Origin of the sequence: Bradyrhizobium sp. 147 (assembly GCF_023073935.1) — a bacterium.
Lineage (GTDB): Bacteria > Pseudomonadota > Alphaproteobacteria > Rhizobiales > Xanthobacteraceae > Bradyrhizobium.
Window position 1 is genome coordinate 54,338 of sequence record NZ_JADPKL010000020.1, and the last position, 15,132, is coordinate 69,469.

Annotated in this window: 15 protein-coding genes; 9 read left to right on the forward strand and 6 right to left on the reverse strand. The window is 65.7% G+C overall.

Features of this window, described 5'->3' with window-relative positions; all coding sequences use genetic code 11:
- Nucleotides 1-12 precede the first annotated feature (12 nt).
- Nucleotides 13-645 (forward strand): 2-dehydro-3-deoxy-6-phosphogalactonate aldolase, encoded by a 633-nt coding sequence (locus IVA87_RS04645; protein ID WP_247307371.1) that lies wholly within the window; start codon nt 13-15, stop codon nt 643-645.
- Between the two features lie 80 nt (nt 646-725).
- Nucleotides 726-2,462 (forward strand): ubiquinone-dependent pyruvate dehydrogenase, encoded by a 1,737-nt coding sequence (gene poxB, locus IVA87_RS04650; protein ID WP_247307366.1) that lies wholly within the window; start codon nt 726-728, stop codon nt 2,460-2,462.
- Here poxB and IVA87_RS04655 read toward each other — a convergent pair.
- Nucleotides 2,459-2,824, reverse strand: coding sequence for a hypothetical protein (locus IVA87_RS04655; RefSeq protein WP_247307363.1), 366 nt, complete (start codon nt 2,822-2,824; stop codon nt 2,459-2,461). The genes poxB and IVA87_RS04655 overlap by 4 nt on opposite strands.
- A gap of 66 nt (nt 2,825-2,890) precedes the next feature.
- The gene (locus tag IVA87_RS04660) at nt 2,891-3,799 is read right to left on the reverse strand and encodes a PaaI family thioesterase (RefSeq protein WP_247307360.1); all 909 of its coding nucleotides are present in this window, start codon (nt 3,797-3,799) and stop codon (nt 2,891-2,893) included.
- 148 nt (nt 3,800-3,947) lie between these two features.
- Between IVA87_RS04660 and IVA87_RS04665 the strand changes: the two genes are divergently transcribed.
- The 3 genes from IVA87_RS04665 (at nt 3,948) to IVA87_RS35010 (ending at nt 5,661) form a co-directional block, all read left to right on the forward strand.
- On the forward strand, nt 3,948-4,265 hold the full coding sequence (locus IVA87_RS04665; RefSeq protein ID WP_247307357.1) for a hypothetical protein: 318 nt from the start codon (nt 3,948-3,950) through the stop codon (nt 4,263-4,265).
- Nucleotides 4,266-4,447: 182 nt separating this feature from the next.
- Nucleotides 4,448-4,849: an LON peptidase substrate-binding domain-containing protein gene (locus IVA87_RS35005; RefSeq protein WP_253075107.1), complete on the forward strand. Its 402-nt coding sequence runs from the start codon at nt 4,448-4,450 to the stop codon at nt 4,847-4,849.
- A gap of 47 nt (nt 4,850-4,896) precedes the next feature.
- Nucleotides 4,897-5,661 (forward strand): LON peptidase substrate-binding domain-containing protein, encoded by a 765-nt coding sequence (locus IVA87_RS35010; RefSeq protein ID WP_253075108.1) that lies wholly within the window; start codon nt 4,897-4,899, stop codon nt 5,659-5,661.
- 47 nt (nt 5,662-5,708) lie between these two features.
- Here the strand turns inward: IVA87_RS35010 and IVA87_RS04680 are convergent, their stop codons facing one another.
- Nucleotides 5,709-7,178 carry an amidase gene (locus IVA87_RS04680; protein WP_247332895.1) on the reverse strand — a complete coding sequence of 490 codons (1,470 nt, stop codon included), beginning with the start codon at nt 7,176-7,178 and terminating at the stop codon, nt 5,709-5,711.
- Nucleotides 7,179-7,305: 127 nt separating this feature from the next.
- The gene (locus IVA87_RS04685) at nt 7,306-8,418 is read right to left on the reverse strand and encodes a ring-opening amidohydrolase (RefSeq protein WP_247307353.1); all 1,113 of its coding nucleotides are present in this window, start codon (nt 8,416-8,418) and stop codon (nt 7,306-7,308) included.
- Between the two features lie 386 nt (nt 8,419-8,804).
- On the opposite strand from IVA87_RS04685, the gene IVA87_RS04690 reads away from it, so the two are divergent.
- From IVA87_RS04690 to IVA87_RS04705, 4 genes are all read left to right on the forward strand, one after another.
- Nucleotides 8,805-11,141 carry a Tex family protein gene (locus IVA87_RS04690; RefSeq protein WP_247307351.1) on the forward strand — a complete coding sequence of 779 codons (2,337 nt, stop codon included), beginning with the start codon at nt 8,805-8,807 and terminating at the stop codon, nt 11,139-11,141.
- Between the two features lie 299 nt (nt 11,142-11,440).
- The gene (locus IVA87_RS04695; RefSeq protein WP_247307349.1) at nt 11,441-11,947 is read left to right on the forward strand and encodes a hypothetical protein; all 507 of its coding nucleotides are present in this window, start codon (nt 11,441-11,443) and stop codon (nt 11,945-11,947) included.
- 97 nt (nt 11,948-12,044) lie between these two features.
- Nucleotides 12,045-12,737, forward strand: a complete 693-nt coding sequence (locus IVA87_RS04700; RefSeq protein ID WP_247307347.1) for a response regulator transcription factor — start codon at nt 12,045-12,047, stop codon at nt 12,735-12,737.
- The gene (locus IVA87_RS04705; protein WP_247307344.1) at nt 12,724-13,800 is read left to right on the forward strand and encodes a HAMP domain-containing sensor histidine kinase; all 1,077 of its coding nucleotides are present in this window, start codon (nt 12,724-12,726) and stop codon (nt 13,798-13,800) included. The genes IVA87_RS04700 and IVA87_RS04705 overlap by 14 nt, the downstream gene beginning before the upstream one ends.
- A 10-nt stretch (nt 13,801-13,810) precedes the next feature.
- Here IVA87_RS04705 and IVA87_RS04710 read toward each other — a convergent pair whose 3' ends face one another.
- Complete coding sequence (locus IVA87_RS04710; RefSeq protein ID WP_247307342.1) at nt 13,811-14,182, reverse strand: helix-turn-helix transcriptional regulator; 372 nt, start codon at nt 14,180-14,182, stop codon at nt 13,811-13,813.
- Nucleotides 14,179-15,045 carry a S1C family serine protease gene (locus IVA87_RS04715; protein WP_247307338.1) on the reverse strand — a complete coding sequence of 289 codons (867 nt, stop codon included), beginning with the start codon at nt 15,043-15,045 and terminating at the stop codon, nt 14,179-14,181. The genes IVA87_RS04710 and IVA87_RS04715 overlap by 4 nt, the downstream gene beginning before the upstream one ends.
- Nucleotides 15,046-15,132: the final 87 nt, after the last annotated feature.

Here is a 15,132-nt window from a genome sequence, read left to right on the forward strand (position 1 = left end):
AGGAATCTTGAAATGAGCGTTGCCTTTCCGCCGATGAAGCGTCCGCTGGTCGCGATCTTGCGCGGCGTCAAGCCGGAGGAGACCGAGGCGATCGTCGGCGTGCTGATCGAGGCCGGCGTGACCGCAATCGAGATCCCGCTGAACTCGCCAGATCCGTTCCGCTCGATTGCCACCGCTGTGAAGCTCGCGCCCGCCGGCGTGTTGATTGGCGCCGGCACTGTGCTGACGGCCGCAGACGTCGATCGTCTCAACGAAGTCGGCGGCAAGCTGATGGTCTCGCCGAATGTCGATACCGGGGTGCTGGCGCGCGCGCATCAGCACGGCATGGTGACGATGCCCGGCGTGTTCTCGCCGACCGAGGCGCTTCTGGCGGCGCGCTCCGGCGCCTCGAGCCTGAAGTTCTTTCCGGCGAGCGTGCTCGGCGCATCCGGCATCGCCGCGATCCGCGCCGTGCTGCCGGCCGGCGTGATGATTGCCGCTGTCGGTGGTGTCTCCGACCAGAATTTTGCCGAATATATCAAGGGCGGCGTGACGGCGTTCGGGCTCGGCTCAAGCCTCTACAAGCCCGGCATGACGGCGACGGACGTTGCCGCTCGCGCAAAGTTGACGATCGCGGCGTACGATCGGGCGATTGCGCAAGCCTGAGCCGCCAATAAACAAGCCGTGATGCCGTCACGGTCCTGCGTTATCCTATCTTGCTGCACCAGCGAGTTCAGGAGACCGACATGGCAATCAACAACGTAGCCGATCTGTTCGTGGCGACGCTCGAACAGGCCGGCGTCAAGCGCATCTATGGCATCGTCGGCGATAGCCTGAACGGCCTCACCGAGGCGCTGCGCCGCCGCGGCACCATCGACTGGATCCATGTCCGGCACGAAGAGGTCGCGGCGTTTGCCGCCGCCGGCGAAGCCGAGATGACGGGAAGCCTTGCGGTGTGCGCCGGCTCCTGCGGCCCCGGCAATCTGCATCTGATCAACGGCCTGTTCGACGCGCATCGCAGTCGCGTTCCGGTGCTGGCAATCGCGGCGCAGATCCCCTCGGCCGAGGTCGGCGGCGGCTATTTCCAGGAAACGCATCCGCAAAACCTGTTCCGCGAATGCAGCCATTATGGCGAGCTGGTCTCCGATCCCAGCCAGCTTCCTTACGTGCTGGAGAATGCGATCCGTGCGGCGGTCGGCCTGCGCGGTGTCGCCGTCGTCGCCATGCCCGGCGATGTCGCTTTCCGCAGTCCGCCGAAGCGCGCGCTGTCGACGACGCGCGGGCTTACGCCGGCAGCGCCGAAGGTCGTGCCACAGACGGGTGAGTTGCAAGCGCTCGCGGATCTCTTGAACGGTGCCGAACGCGTCACCTTGTTCTGCGGCCGTGGCTGCGCCGGCGCGCATGCGCCGCTGATGCAGCTTGCCGAAACGCTCAAGAGCCCGATTGTGCACGCGCTCGGTGGTAAGGAGCATGTCGAATACGACAATCCCTACGACGTCGGAATGACCGGCTTCATCGGGTTTTCCTCGGGCTACGCGGCCATGCACGCCTGCGACGCGCTCGTTATGCTCGGCACCGACTTCCCCTACAAGCAGTTCTTCCCGACCGACTGCCAGGTCGCGCAGATCGACATCCGCCCCGAAAATCTCGGCCGGCGCTGCAAGATCGATCTCGGCCTCGTCGGCGACGTCAAGCTGACCATCGAGGCGCTGCTGCCGCTATTGAAGACCAAGACGCAGCGCAGGCATCTCGACGATGCCATCGCGCACTACAAGAAGGCGCGCGAGGGTCTCGACCAACTCGCCAGGGGCACGCCGGGAGCCAAGCCGATCCATCCGCAATATCTGGCAAAAGTCATCAGCGACCATGCGTCCGACGATGCCGTGTTCACCGCCGATGTCGGCACGCCCACGGTGTGGGCCGCGCGCTATCTCGACATGAACGGCCGGCGTCGGCTGATCGGCTCCTTCGTGCACGGCTCGATGGCCAACGCCATGCCGCAGGCGATCGGCGCGCAGGCCGCCCAGCCCGGCCGCCAGGTGATCTCACTGTCGGGCGACGGCGGCTTCACCATGCTGATGGGCGATCTGATCACGCTGACGCAGATGAAGCTGCCGGTGAAAGTGGTCGTCTTCAACAACGGCGTGCTCGGCTTCGTCGCGCTGGAGATGAAGGCCGCGGGCTTCGTCGACACCAATGTCGATCTGGAGAATCCTGATTTCGCAGCGATGGCGCGCGCGATGGGTATCTTTGCCCAACGCGTCGAAGACCCCGGCGAGCTGCCCGGCGCGATGAAGGAGATGCTGGCTTATAACGGGCCGGCGCTGCTCGACGTAGTCACCGCCAAGCAGGAGCTGTCGATGCCGCCGACCATCACGCCCGAGCAGCTCAAGGGCTTCAGCCTCTGGGTGCTGCGCGCCGTGATGAACGGTCGTGGCGACGAGGTGCTGGACCTTGCCAAGACGAATCTGCTGCCGCGTTAACTGCGCTTGGCTGACGGCACCGGTAGCCGCTCGTGACGGTGCTGGAAGCGCTGCCAGTGCAGCACGGTGCCGATCAGCAGCGCCGGCACGAAGCCGAGCACGATCAGGAAATGCGGCAGCGCCTTCGGCGAGATGAAGGCAATGGCAACGTCCGAGATCAGCCAGAGCGCGGCGAACATCACCGCGAAATCCGTCCGTGGGCAGCGCAGATAATAGAACACGGCAGTGACGACGATGGCAGGCCCGATCGCAATGGCGATCATCACCGCCGTCAGCTCCTTCGGCGTCAGCGCGTCGAGCACCATCGATGCCAGCAGCCAGAGTGCGGCGAACATGGCGACGATGTCGAGCGGATGCCGCAACTCAATATCTCCCGCGGGAACGCGATATCGTTGTGTCCTGCGCCCCGCCCGTCAAGTGAAATACGCCTATTCCTCGTCACTTCCGGGCGTTGGCCGCAACATGAAATGACCGAAGGCCGTGGCGATCGGCTTGTCCGGATAGTCCTGCCAGGCCCGCGCCTCGAAGGCGACGATGCGCCGTCCCTGCTTCACAATCGATACGTCGGCGAAGGTGTCGAGCGCCCGGCCCGAGCGCAGATAGTTGACGGTGAGGCCGATCGGTTTGGGTGGCGCCGCAATGCCGAGCTCGCGCGCCACGCCGACGATCGCGGTGGTTTCGAGAAAAGCGCCGGTCATGCCGCCATGAATCGCGGGCAGGATCGGATTGCCGACGATCTTCGGCGAGAACGGCATCGTCAGCGTGGCGTCTCCGTTAACGCGAATGCCGAGGCAGCGCGCGAACGGGCTGTTCGCGAACGGACCATCTGAATCCTCGGGCGTCTCGAGCGTCGGAATGCTGCGCGAATCCATTCTGCGGTCGGCGAGCATGTTGGTGCGGTTGGCGCCGATCATGAAGCAGGCGGTCGCGGTCGCCACCGGATCGTCTTCGGACTCCTGGTAAGCGGTGGAGCGGACGAAGGCGATCGAGCGTGTGGTGCGGTAGCAGACCGAATGCGCCTTGATATCGAGGCCCGGCGTTGCCGGCTTCTGATAGTCGATCCGCAGGTCGAGGGTCGCGATCGCGCGCGTGCCGTCGAGCGCGAGCTGCACCGCCATGCCGCAGCTCTCGTCCAGCATCGCGGTGACGACGCCGCCATGCAGAACGCCGGTCTCGGTGTCGCCGACGAAGACGGGACGGTAAGGCAGGCTGGACCAGGCCTCGCCGGGCGCGAAGCGGTCGAGCTGGAGCCCGCTGATATGGCCGTAATCGGAGCGCCGGCCCTTGATGGCCTCGGCGAGTTCCTCGAAGGGAAGCGCGGTCGATGAGCTAGGCATAGCGACGTTCTAGACCAGTGCCGCGCACCGCGCAAAACCCGCATGTAACCTTCGCACGCTCCCGCAAGGCCGGTTTGGTCTCGACAGAGGCGGCCGAAGCGACGATGGTGGGTGCTTCGTTCGTTCGACCTATCCGCAAGGAGCGCTCATGACCGACCCCGAAACACCCTCGACCGCCCAGGGGCCCGTCACCATTTCGACCTCCAGCTCGGAGCGGGCCCCGATCATCTATTTCGACGGCGCCTCCTGCTTCGGCCATCATAACGGCGCGATCCAGATCGAGCTTGCCGCGAATCTCCTGATGCCGGTCGGCGCCGCAGTCAGGGTCGACGTGGTCCAGACCGCGCACCTGCGTTGCAGCGTGGCCGCGGCGCTTGCCCTGCGCGAAGCGCTCGACAAGGCGCTGGCGATGTACAAGCAGGGCCAGCAGCAGCCGCAGGAGGAGATTCCGGCGGTGAAGAATTGAGATCGCGATTGACATCAATTTGTCTTTGCGCCACCTTTCGCGCAGGTTGATACAACCTGCCGGTTGCGCCCTCCGTGGAACGGTGAATGTATCGAGCCCTGATCGGCCCCCTTTGCCCGAGCGACCGGGTCAGCAACGCAACTACCTGACACACCTGGATCGCTCATGCAGAGGACGAACCCATGCGCGATTTTCGCGATGCCAAGGCTATGGCGCAGACCCTGCGCGAATCCCTGACCACCAAGACCGTCACCATCAGTCACAGCGAGAGCCTCGAACTGGTGTCGAGGATGCTGGGCGTCGCCGACTGGAACACGTTGTCGGCGGTGCTTCAGGCCGAGCGCCGTGACACGGTTGCGCCGGCTGCGAAGCTCACGGCGACAACGGCGTTCTATCCGGCCATTCCGTTGCGCGATCTCGTTCCGTTTCCGAACGAGACCTACCCGCTGTTCGTGGGACGCGAGAGAACGATCCAGGCCTTGAATCAGGCGTTCGAAGGTGGGCGGGAGGTTGTGGTGGCGATCCAGCGTGAGGCGGCGGTCGACGAGCCGGGCCTTGCGGATGTCTACGAGATCGGCGCCTAGCTCAGTTGCTTGAGCTTGAAGCACTCCGCGACGGCACGCTCAGGGTGTTGACCCGAGGACTTAGGCGTGTCGCGCTACGCGGCTTTGCCGTTGAATCGGTCGCGTATCAGGCCGAAGTCACTGCCATCAGCGAGGGAGCGACTCGCGACGCGCGGGATCTGATCCGAAGGATCTATCAGCGCTTCCAGGATTACACGGCGGTTCACGGAATTCTCGTGCCGGACATCTGGCTGTTCTTTGATTCAACCCGTGATCCCGGACAGATCGCCGATACCGTCGCCACGCGGATGAAGCTGCCTGTCAGCGAGAAATACGAGCTGTTGGCGACGCTCGATCCCATGACGCGGCTTGAGCGCATCGAAGCGCTGCTTGACCAGTCGCAACGTCCGGTTTCGGCAAATTACGCGGCCACGAAGCGGCTGGCGTTCGATCTCGCTGACCGGCGTCGCCATCAATACGCGACGCTTGAGCATTTGCTGCTCGCCCTGATCGAAGATGCGAACGCGTCCGCCGTGATGCTCGCCTGCTACGCCGATCTTGGCAAGCTGAGGCAGAGCCTCGTGCAATATCTCGACAACGAGCTCAAACACACCGTGATCGAGGCCGGAAGCGCCGAGCCCACCGCCGCGTTCAAGCGCGTCGACCGGCGTGCCGCATTCCACGCTCAGGAGGTGGGCCATGCGGCGGTCACTCGCGCCAATGCGCTTGTTGCCTTGTTCGCCGAAACACGAAGTCCCGCGGCACGTCTGCTCGCGGAGCATGGCGTCTCGCGCGCGCGCGCCGACAAAGCGATCGCGCGAGGTGTTGGCTAAGAGTGCTCCAACATCGGCGATCGCATCTCAATGCGATCGCCGATCCTTCAGCCCACATGCACCTTCGGCTTCTTGCCGCCGTTCCACTTGCCGTCGAGCGCGCGCTCGATCTGGGCGGCGAGTTGCAGCAAGAGCCCGTCATTGGCCTGCTTGGCGATGGCCTGGATGCCGAGCGGCAGGCCGTGCTCGTGGGTCGCCATTGGCAGCGAGATCGCCGGGATGCCGCAGAGATTGGCGAGCGGCGTGAAGGCGAAATTGCGCCAGAGATTGCCGAACCAGTCGAGCACGTCGGGATTGTCGGAGATCGTGAGATATTCCTTGGTGCCGACCTTCGGCGTCGGCAGCGCGGTGACCGGCGTCAGGATCACGTCCCACTGCTCGAAGAAAGCGCCGAAGCCGCGGGAGGTCGTGTTGAAGACGCCTTGCATCTTCGCGCGCTCGGCGAAGCTTGTGTGTCGGCCGGCTTCCCAGATGCGGATGTTCATGGGCTCGATCAGATCTTCCGGCGGCTTCTCCAGCCCGCGCGCGGCGAGCATGTTGGAGATCAACACCGCAAAGTTCGAGATGTAGCAGGTGGTCTGCGCCGCGAACGCAGCGCGGAAATCGAGTTCGGGCAGCGCATAATCGACGTGATGGCCGAGCCCTTCGAGGAAGCGGCCGGTCTTCTCCAGCTCGGTGGCGATGTGCGACGTTGCAGTGTAATCGCCCCAGGTGTGCGATAGCGCGATGCGGAGCTTGCCGGGATCGCGCTTGATCATCTCGGAATAGGGCTGCGCCGTGGTCCAGAACGGCATGAACTCGCCGGGGGCAGGTCCCCTTGCATGATCGACAAAGGCGGCAGTGTCGCGCACGCTGCGCGACTGGCAGCCCTGGATCGAGACGAGGCCGGTGAGATCGGACATGTGCGGTGCGAGCGAGAACACGCCACGCGACACTTTGAGCCCGATATTGCCGTTGACGCCGGCGGGAATGCGGATCGAGCCGCCGCCGTCGGTTGCATGCGCGATCGGCACCACGCCGGCCGCGACCATCGCGGCGCTGCCGGCCGACGATCCGCAAGTGGTGTAGTCGGTATTCCAGGGATTGCGCGTGACATAGACGGCGGGATTGTCGGCCGAGCTGCAGACGCCGAATTCCGGCGTCGTGGTACGTCCGATCAGGTTGAGGCCAGCCTGGCGGAATTTGCCGGTCAGGAAGGTGTCGGCGGCTGCGCGATTGCCGCGCATCAGGAGCGAACCCATCTCCTGGAGGCGGCCCTTCATGGTCGGTCCCAAATCCTTCATCAGGAAAGGCAGGCCTGCGAACGGGCCGGAGAGGTTGGCGCCGTCCTTGGCGGGATCGGCGATCAGGTCCTCGAACAGCTCGACCACGCCCGACAGCGCCGGATTGACCTTGGCGACGCCCGCCGCGGCCTGCCGCGCCAGTTCCTTCGCCGTCAGCTCGCCGTTGCGGACGCGCGCGGCCAGCGCCACGCCGTCGTGCTGCGCCCATTCATTCCAGCTCATCGGCAAAGTCATGTCGGCAAAATCCTCTTGATGCGGCGCCATCTTTCCTTTCGCAAGGACCTTCGTGAATCAACTGAGCCGGCGCGGGGGGCAGGGTTGCATGGGGCGGAGAGGTGGAGGCGCAGAGCTGCCGATCGTCTCAATCCGACAGTCGCGCGATCACTGCAACCGGCCCGCCGCCCGGCGGTCCCTGATGCTCGGCCCCGCCGGAGACGTAGATGGCGCCGGTGCCGGCGAGTCCCGCAATCAGGCCGCCAACCGCAGCGCGGGCGTGGCGGGTGGCGCTGATGTCGGTGTCTTCCAGCATGGTGTGGCGAAAGCCGCGCACGCTGCCGTTCGGCGAAGCCTCGGCTTTGGCGAAGATGTTGACCAGCTCGCGACCCGTCTTTGCCTGCGGCGCCACGCCGAGCCCGACGCTGTTCAGCGCCGACACCACCGCCGGGGCATCGATCGCGTCGGTCATTACGGCATGCCCGATCTCGAACGCGCTTGCTGAAGACAAGGAGTTGCCGAGCACGATGACGACGTTGTGCATCAACTCGATTCCGGCCGAAGTGGAGGCAACGGACGAGAACAGATCATCGCGCCGCAGCACGTCCTCGTCGCGGACGTCAGGCGCGATCTCGCCGAGCGCGACCGCGACACCGAGCGCGGAGGCGCCGCGCGAATAGGCCATCGAGCCATAGGCGCTGGCCGTCGCCGTCTTGTTGCCGCGAGCGTTGGCCGCTTCGACGCGATCGCTGGTGAGCAGTGGACACTTGATCTGCACGAAATGAACGTCGGCAGAGTCAGTGATGCCGGCATCCGCCATCGCCGCCTTGACGGCTTTCGCCGTCTCGGTAATCTGTGCCGAGTGGCCGAGCTCCTCGGGGAGGAAATCACGGGTGTGTGCCATGCCGATGCTCAGGCGCTTGCCGGACATGCCCGCCGGCCGCCCCTCGACGTCGCGCCGCGTAAACACCGTGATATGTGGGCTGAGCACGCCTTCGGTGCCGCCCGACATCACGAACGCGATGCGCTGCTCGACCTGCTCTGGAGGCAGGCCGAGCCGCGGCGCAAGCGCCGCGCACAACGCGGCCACAGCATATTCCCGCGTGAAATCGTTGACGCCGCCATTGCCCTCGGTCTTGCCGAGGATTGCGAGGATCTCGCTTGGATCGATCGCGCCTGAGCTGATCATACTGATGAGGCCGGACACGTCGCCGGGGCCCTTGGTGGCGATCCTGATGGCGTCGACCGATGTCGTCTGCATTGCACTTCTCTTTGGGGGTTCGGTGGTCCGGCAGACAAAACAGTCGTCCAAGCCGGGCGCCTGTCAATCCCCGTCGTCGTCCTGGCGAAAGCCAGGACCCATTACCCCCAGGGAGCAATTTGGCGAAGATTCGTCGTTCGGTATTGCTTCCGGCCGTGATCGACAGACTCGCCGTGGGTCCTGGTCTCCGGCAGGACGACAGCGGAATTTGTGCGCCGTCTTCGCCATCTCCACGAATGTGGCGAGATCGCATCGGTTCAACAAAAAATCCTCTGTCGACGGCCGTCCGCTGCACCTTGATGAATCAACCCCGGTTGGTTCATAAGCGGCGTCCCGTGGCCGGTGCTTCGCCGCCGTGTCGCGTGCTAGGATAGAGGAATTCTCGCGTGGCAAATATCAACCAGAAAATTGCGCAGGAGCTTGGGGTTCGTGCCGAGCAGGTCGAGGCAGCGGTGACGCTGCTCGACGGCGGCGCCACGGTTCCCTTCATCGCCCGCTACCGCAAGGAAGCGACCGGTGCGCTCGACGACGCGCAATTGCGCACCCTGGAGGAGCGCCTGGTTTACCTGCGTGAACTTGAAGACCGCCGCAAGGCCATCCTCGAATCGGTCCGCGAGCAGGGTAAGCTCGACGCGGCTCTCGAAGCCAGCATTCTTGCCGCCGACAGCAAGGCGCGTCTCGAAGACATCTATCTGCCGTTCAAGCCGAAGCGCCGCACCAAGGCCGAGATCGCCAAGGAAGCCGGCCTCGAGCCGCTCGCCGATCAGCTGATGGCAGAGCCTGGCAATGATCCCAAGGTCGTGGCCGAGGCCTTTGTCAACGCCGAGAAGGGCGTTGCCGATGCCGCTGCCGCGCTCGACGGCGCCCGCGCCATCCTGGTCGAACGTTTCGACGAGGACGCCGATCTGATCGGCGCTCTGCGCGAGGAGATGTGGACCAATGCGCGCATGGCCTCCAAGGTGCGCAACGGCAAGAAGACTGAGGGGGAGAAGTTCGCCGATTATTTCGATTTCTCCGAGCCGCTGACGAAGCTGCCGTCGCACCGCATCCTGGCGATGTTCCGCGGCGAAAAGGAAGAGATCCTCGACCTCCAGATCCAGGCCGAGGCCGAGGCGCCGCCGCCGGGCGTGCCGAGCGCCTATGAGCTGAAGATCATGAAGCGGTTCGGCATCGCCGACCTCAAGCGCCCCGGCGACCGCTGGCTGATCGACACCGTCCGCTGGGCTTGGCGCACCAAGATCCAGGTGCATCTCAACATCGACCTGCGCATGCGGTTGTGGAATTCGGCCGAGACCGAGGCCGTTCGCGTGTTCGCCTCGAACCTGCGCGACCTCCTGCTCGCCGCGCCCGCCGGCACCCGCGTCACCATGGGGCTCGATCCCGGCTACCGCACCGGCGTCAAGGTCGCGGTGGTCGATGCGACCGGCAAGGTGGTCGACACCACCGCAATCTATCCGCACGAGCCGCAGCGGCAATGGAACGAGTCGCTGGCGACCCTCGGCAGGCTCGCGCTGAAGCATCGCGTCGAGCTGATCGCGATCGGCAACGGCACCGCCTCGCGCGAGACCGACAAGCTCGCGGCCGACCTCGTCAAAGGCCTGCCCGAACTGAAGATGACCAAAATCGTGGTGTCCGAAGCGGGCGCGTCGGTCTATTCGGCCTCCGCCTTCGCCTCGGAAGAGCTGCCGGGCCTCGACGTCACGCTGCGGGGCGCGGTCTCGATCGCGCGGCGGCTCCAGGACCCGCTCGCCGAGCTGGTCAAGATCGAGCCCAAGGCGATCGGTGTCGGGCAGTATCAACACGACCTCGGCCAGGCCAAGCTCGCCAAATCGCTCGATGCCGTGGTCGAAGATTGCGTGAACGCCGTCGGCGTCGACGTCAACACTGCCTCCGCACCGCTGCTGGCCCGCGTGTCGGGCGTCGGCACAGGCCTTGCGCAGAGCATCGTGGCGCACCGTGACGCCAACGGCCCGTTCAAATCGCGCAAGGCGCTCAAGGACGTGCCGCGGCTCGGGCCGAAGGCATTCGAGCAGTGTGCGGGCTTTCTGCGCATCGTCGGCGGCGAGGATCCGCTCGACGCCTCTGGCGTGCATCCGGAAGCTTATCCGGTGGTGCGCCGGATTCTCGCGGCGACCAAGAGCGACATCAAGGCGCTGATCGGCAGCAGCGAGATCGTGCGCACGCTGAAGCCGAAGGATTTCGTCGACGAGACTTTCGGTCTGCCGACCGTCACCGACATTCTGCGCGAGCTCGAAAAGCCCGGCCGCGACCCGCGCCCGGCGTTCAAGGCCGCGGTGTTCAAGGAAGGCGTCGAGGAGATCAAGGATCTCAAGAAGGGCATGATCCTCGAGGGCACCGTGACCAACGTCGCCGCCTTCGGAGCCTTCGTCGACATCGGCGTGCACCAGGATGGCCTCGTGCACATCTCGGCGATGTCCAAGACCTACATCAAGGATCCGCGCGAGGTGGTGAAGCCCGGCGACATCGTCAAAGTGAAGGTGCTGGACTTCGAGGTCGCGCGCAAGCGCATCTCGCTGACGCTGCGGCTGGATGACGAGGTCGGCGCCAAGAAGGACGCGCCCGGCATGCAGCGCGACAACAATTCGCGCAACAGCGCGCGCATGACCTCGTCGGCGCCGCGCAAGCAGGAATCCTCCGGCGGCGGCGCGCTTGCGGAGGCGTTGCGGCGTGCAGCCGAGAAGAACGGCGGCAAGCGGGTGTGAGTCTCAACTTCTCCTCGCCCTTTTGCGGGGAGAGGTGATCTGCTCCACGGATAGCGAGTTCTATCGCCTCGTCATTGCGAGGATAGTAGCGAGGCAATCCAGACTGCCTCCACTGGACAGTCTGGATTTGCTTCGTCGCAAGAGCTGCTTGCAATTGACGAGGAGAGAGCGGTGGGCCGCCTCCCTAACACGCGCGTCAGAATCTGGCGCATTTGTAAGTTGAAGGAGACGGCGCGTTCTCCTCTTCTGAACCTCCGAGTGCGGCTGTGTGACCACCGCACTGTAAGGAGGATTTTCCGATGAAACACAGGCTTCTCACAGGCCTCGCCGCAGCGGCAGTTGCCGCAACGCTGGCGGTCGCATCGCCCGTTCTTGCCCGCGCCGGCGGTGGCGGACATGGCGGGTTTGGCGGCGGTGGCCACTTCGGGGGCGGCGGCATGCATGTCGGTGGTGGCGGCATGGGTGGCGGGGGCATGCGAGTGGGCGGCATGGGCGGCGCTCATTTCGGTGGCGCGCGCTTCGCCGGTTCACCAATGGCCGCCCGCGCCGCCATCGGGCCGCGCTTTGCCGGTGCGCCATTCGCGACCCGCACCGCCTTCGGCCCGCGGTTTGCCGGCACGGGCTGGCACGGCAGGCCCTTCATTGGCCGGCATGCTTTCTTCTTCCGCCATCATCATCGCTTCCACCGCTTCGCCTTCTTTGGCGCGCCTTTCATCTATGCCAGTTACTATGACGGCTGCTGGCGCAGGAGCTGGACGCCCTATGGCTGGCGATGGGTCAATGTGTGCGGAGACTATTGGTACTAGCATCGCCGGACCGCACCATTGTCGCGGTCGCCACCGGGCAGTTCCGCTCAGCCCCGGAACGGGATAGTCTGGTGGCGATCGTCGCGCGGAGTTCGTCATGACCGGAGGTCACCGCCGCATCCTGGTCGTCGAGGACGATCCGGAGACCGCAGGCCAGCTCGTCGAGGAACTGACGACCTCCGGCTACGAGGTCGATCTCGCCGGCACGGGACGCGAAGCGCTTCACCAGGGCGGCGCCCGCGACTATGCCGTGATCACTATCGACCGCATGCTGCCCGATATCGACGGCATCACGGTGATGCGCCAATTGCGCGACGACGGCATCGCTGCGCCGTTCCTGATCATTTCCGCGCTTGGCGAGGTGGATGATCGCGTGCGCGGCCTGCGCGCCGGCGGCGACGATTATCTCGTCAAGCCGTTCTCGTTCGTCGAGCTACTCGCACGCTTGGAGGCGCTTGGCCGCCGCAGCGAGACCATCGCCAAGGAAACGCTGCTGCGGGTCGGGGATCTCGCCATCGACATGATCGCACGCAGCGCCAGTCGCCGCGGCCGTAAGATCCCGCTGCTACCGCGCGAATTTCAGCTGCTCGAATATCTCGTTCGTAACGAGGGCCGCGTCGTCTCCCGCGCCATGCTGCTCCAGCACGTCTGGGACCTGCATTTCGACCCCTCCACCAACATCATCGACGTCTATGTCGGGCGCGTTCGCCGCAAGGTCGACGATGCCCAGGCCTATCCGCTGATCCACACCATCCGCGGCATCGGATATTGCCTCCGTGCTCCTGGCTAAGACGCTCCGCTCCTCGACCTTCCGCCTGGCGCTGATCGCGATCGCGGCGTTCGGGCTGATCGTCGCAGCGATCATGGCTTACGTCTATTTCGGCACGCTCGCCTATGTGAAGAGCCGGCTCGGCGAGACCGGCGATCACGATGCCTTCGCGCAGATGATCGAGCTCGCGATCGCTGCGGTCGCCGTGCTGCTGCTGGTGCTCGCCGGGCTCGCGGCCGTGCTGGTGACGCGGCGCACGGTCGGGCGGATCGAGCAAATCAACGCCACCAGCCGCGCCATCATGCTCGCCGGCCTCGACCAGCGCATTCCCTTGCGCGGCAGCAACGACGAATGGGACCGCGTCGCGGAAAACCTCAACCAAATGCTCGACCGCATCGAGACGCTGATGGGGGAGGTCAAACAGGTCAGCGACAACGTCGCCCACGATCTGCGCACCCCGCTGACGCGCATGCGCGGACGGCTGGAAAAGGCCTATCACACCCCGCGCAACAGCGAGGCGGATGCGGCGCTGATCGGCGACACCATCGCCGATCTCGACGCCGTGCTCGGCATGTTCGCTTCCATCACCCGGATATCGGAGATCGAGACCCGGGCCCGCACCGGCGCCTTCCGCGGGCTCGACCTCGCCGAGATCGCCGGCGAGGTCGTCGAGCTCTACGACGCCGCCGCCGAGCAGGTCGCCACAAAGCTCAGTCTCGCCAGCGATCGCGAGGTGCCGGTGACCGGCGACCGCGACCTCTTGTTCGATGCCATCGCCAATCTCGTCGACAACGCGATCAAGCACGGCCGCAAAGGCGGGCAGGTGACCGTCACCTGCCGTAGCGCCGATGGCGGCGCGGTGATCGCGATCGCCGACGACGGCCCGGGCATTCCCGCGGAGGAACGCGATTACGTGTTCAAGCGCTTCTACCGGCTCGAGCAGAGCCGCTATACGCCGGGCAATGGCCTCGGCCTCAGTCTCGTCGCCGCAGTCGCGCGCCTCCATGGCGCCGAGATCGCGCTGCATGACAATGCGCCGGGCCTCACCGTCCAGCTCAGCTTCAAGGCGGCATCAGCGACGTGAAGCGGTGGTGTCACAGATCGATCACGCCGCGGCGCGCCGCATGCGCGACCGCGTCGGTGCGGCCGGTGGCATCCAGCTTGTCGAGCAGCGAGCCGACATGGAATTTCACGGTGTGCACGGAGATGCCGAGCTGGCGCGCGATCATCTTGTTGGAGGCGCCCTCGGCCATCAGCGCCAGCACGTCGAGCTCGCGCTGGGTCAGCGCGATGTCGCCGGGCATGATGCGCGGATCGCGGGCAACAATCGTCGCCGCGGCGTCTTCGCCAGGCGCGACGAGGCGAAGTCCGGCGACGTTGCCGAGCAGCTTGGCCAGGCGATCGGCGAGGGCTGGGTCGTCGATCTCTAGGGCCAGCACGATCTCCGGCGCGTTGTCCTCGCTCACGCCTCCGGCCTCTCGCCGACCGTGACCTTGAAGCTGACCGGCTCGCCGCCGCGGCGAACCGCGACCTCGACCACCGCGCCGACGCTGGAAGGTCCCAGCGTCCGCGACAGCGCGCGCACGCCGGACAGTTTCTGGTCGTTGACCGCCACGATCACGTCGCCTTGCCGGATGCCGGCCGCGGCCGAAGGTCCGGTCCTGTCGACATTCATCACCATCGCACCGATACCGTCGTCGAGCCGCACCGGCTGCAGCCCTACGCCGAGATAACCGCGCGCGATGCGGCCGCGCGCCTCGAGCTGCGGCGCGACGCGCGCGATCGTCGCCGTCGGGATCACCAGCACCCGCCGCGGTCCGAGCACGGCCATGCCGAAGGCTTCACCCGACGCATCGAGCGCAAGTCCGCCCTGCTGGCTACCGCGCAGGCGGACGTCGAGCTCGATCCGCGCATCGATGTCGCCGCCGCGTAAGGAGCGCCAGCTCTTGCCGGACGCCGATACCATCCCGAGCGCCGCACTCGGCGCATCGCGGTTGGTTGCGACAACGATCGACAGCGTGCCTAGCGCAGGGACTGATGTGGTCAGCTTGACCGGGGCAATCGCGGCCTCAGTGCGCAGCAGCGCGATATCGGTCGTATGGTCGCGGCCGGCGATAGCGGCGGCCACTCGGTTGCCGTCGGGAAGGCCGATCTCGACCGCGCCCTCGTCGGCGAGGGCCTCGTCGGCCGTGACGATCAGGCCCGGCTTCCACACGAAGCCGCTCGCGCGGGAGCGGTGCGAGTAGACGGAGACGACGGACGGTGCGGTGCGCGCCACCATGTCCGCGAGCGCGGACGACAGTGAAGACAGAGGAGTTGGGTCGGTCATGGCAGGCTCCTGTAAGCTGTCCTCAATCTGGGATATCGCAGGCGGTCCGGAAACTGGCCGCGTGGCCAGGGCAGCGTCAGCGCCGGC

What these genes read in the sequence shown, in the direction of transcription:
- IVA87_RS04645 (WP_247307371.1), top strand. Translation starts at nt 13, where the DNA reads ATGAGCGTTGCCTTTCCGCCGATGAAGCGTCCGCTGGTCGCGATCTTG.
- poxB (WP_247307366.1), top strand. Translation starts at nt 726, where the DNA reads ATGGCAATCAACAACGTAGCCGATCTGTTCGTGGCGACGCTCGAACAG.
- IVA87_RS04660 (WP_247307360.1), bottom strand. Translation starts at nt 3,799, where the DNA reads ATGCCTAGCTCATCGACCGCGCTTCCCTTCGAGGAACTCGCCGAGGCC.
- IVA87_RS04665 (WP_247307357.1), top strand. Translation starts at nt 3,948, where the DNA reads ATGACCGACCCCGAAACACCCTCGACCGCCCAGGGGCCCGTCACCATT.
- IVA87_RS35005 (WP_253075107.1), top strand. Translation starts at nt 4,448, where the DNA reads ATGCGCGATTTTCGCGATGCCAAGGCTATGGCGCAGACCCTGCGCGAA.
- IVA87_RS04680 (WP_247332895.1), bottom strand. Translation starts at nt 7,178, where the DNA reads ATGACTTTGCCGATGAGCTGGAATGAATGGGCGCAGCACGACGGCGTG.
- IVA87_RS04685 (WP_247307353.1), bottom strand. Translation starts at nt 8,418, where the DNA reads ATGCAGACGACATCGGTCGACGCCATCAGGATCGCCACCAAGGGCCCC.
- IVA87_RS04695 (WP_247307349.1), top strand. Translation starts at nt 11,441, where the DNA reads ATGAAACACAGGCTTCTCACAGGCCTCGCCGCAGCGGCAGTTGCCGCA.
- IVA87_RS04700 (WP_247307347.1), top strand. Translation starts at nt 12,045, where the DNA reads ATGACCGGAGGTCACCGCCGCATCCTGGTCGTCGAGGACGATCCGGAG.
- IVA87_RS04715 (WP_247307338.1), bottom strand. Translation starts at nt 15,045, where the DNA reads ATGACCGACCCAACTCCTCTGTCTTCACTGTCGTCCGCGCTCGCGGAC.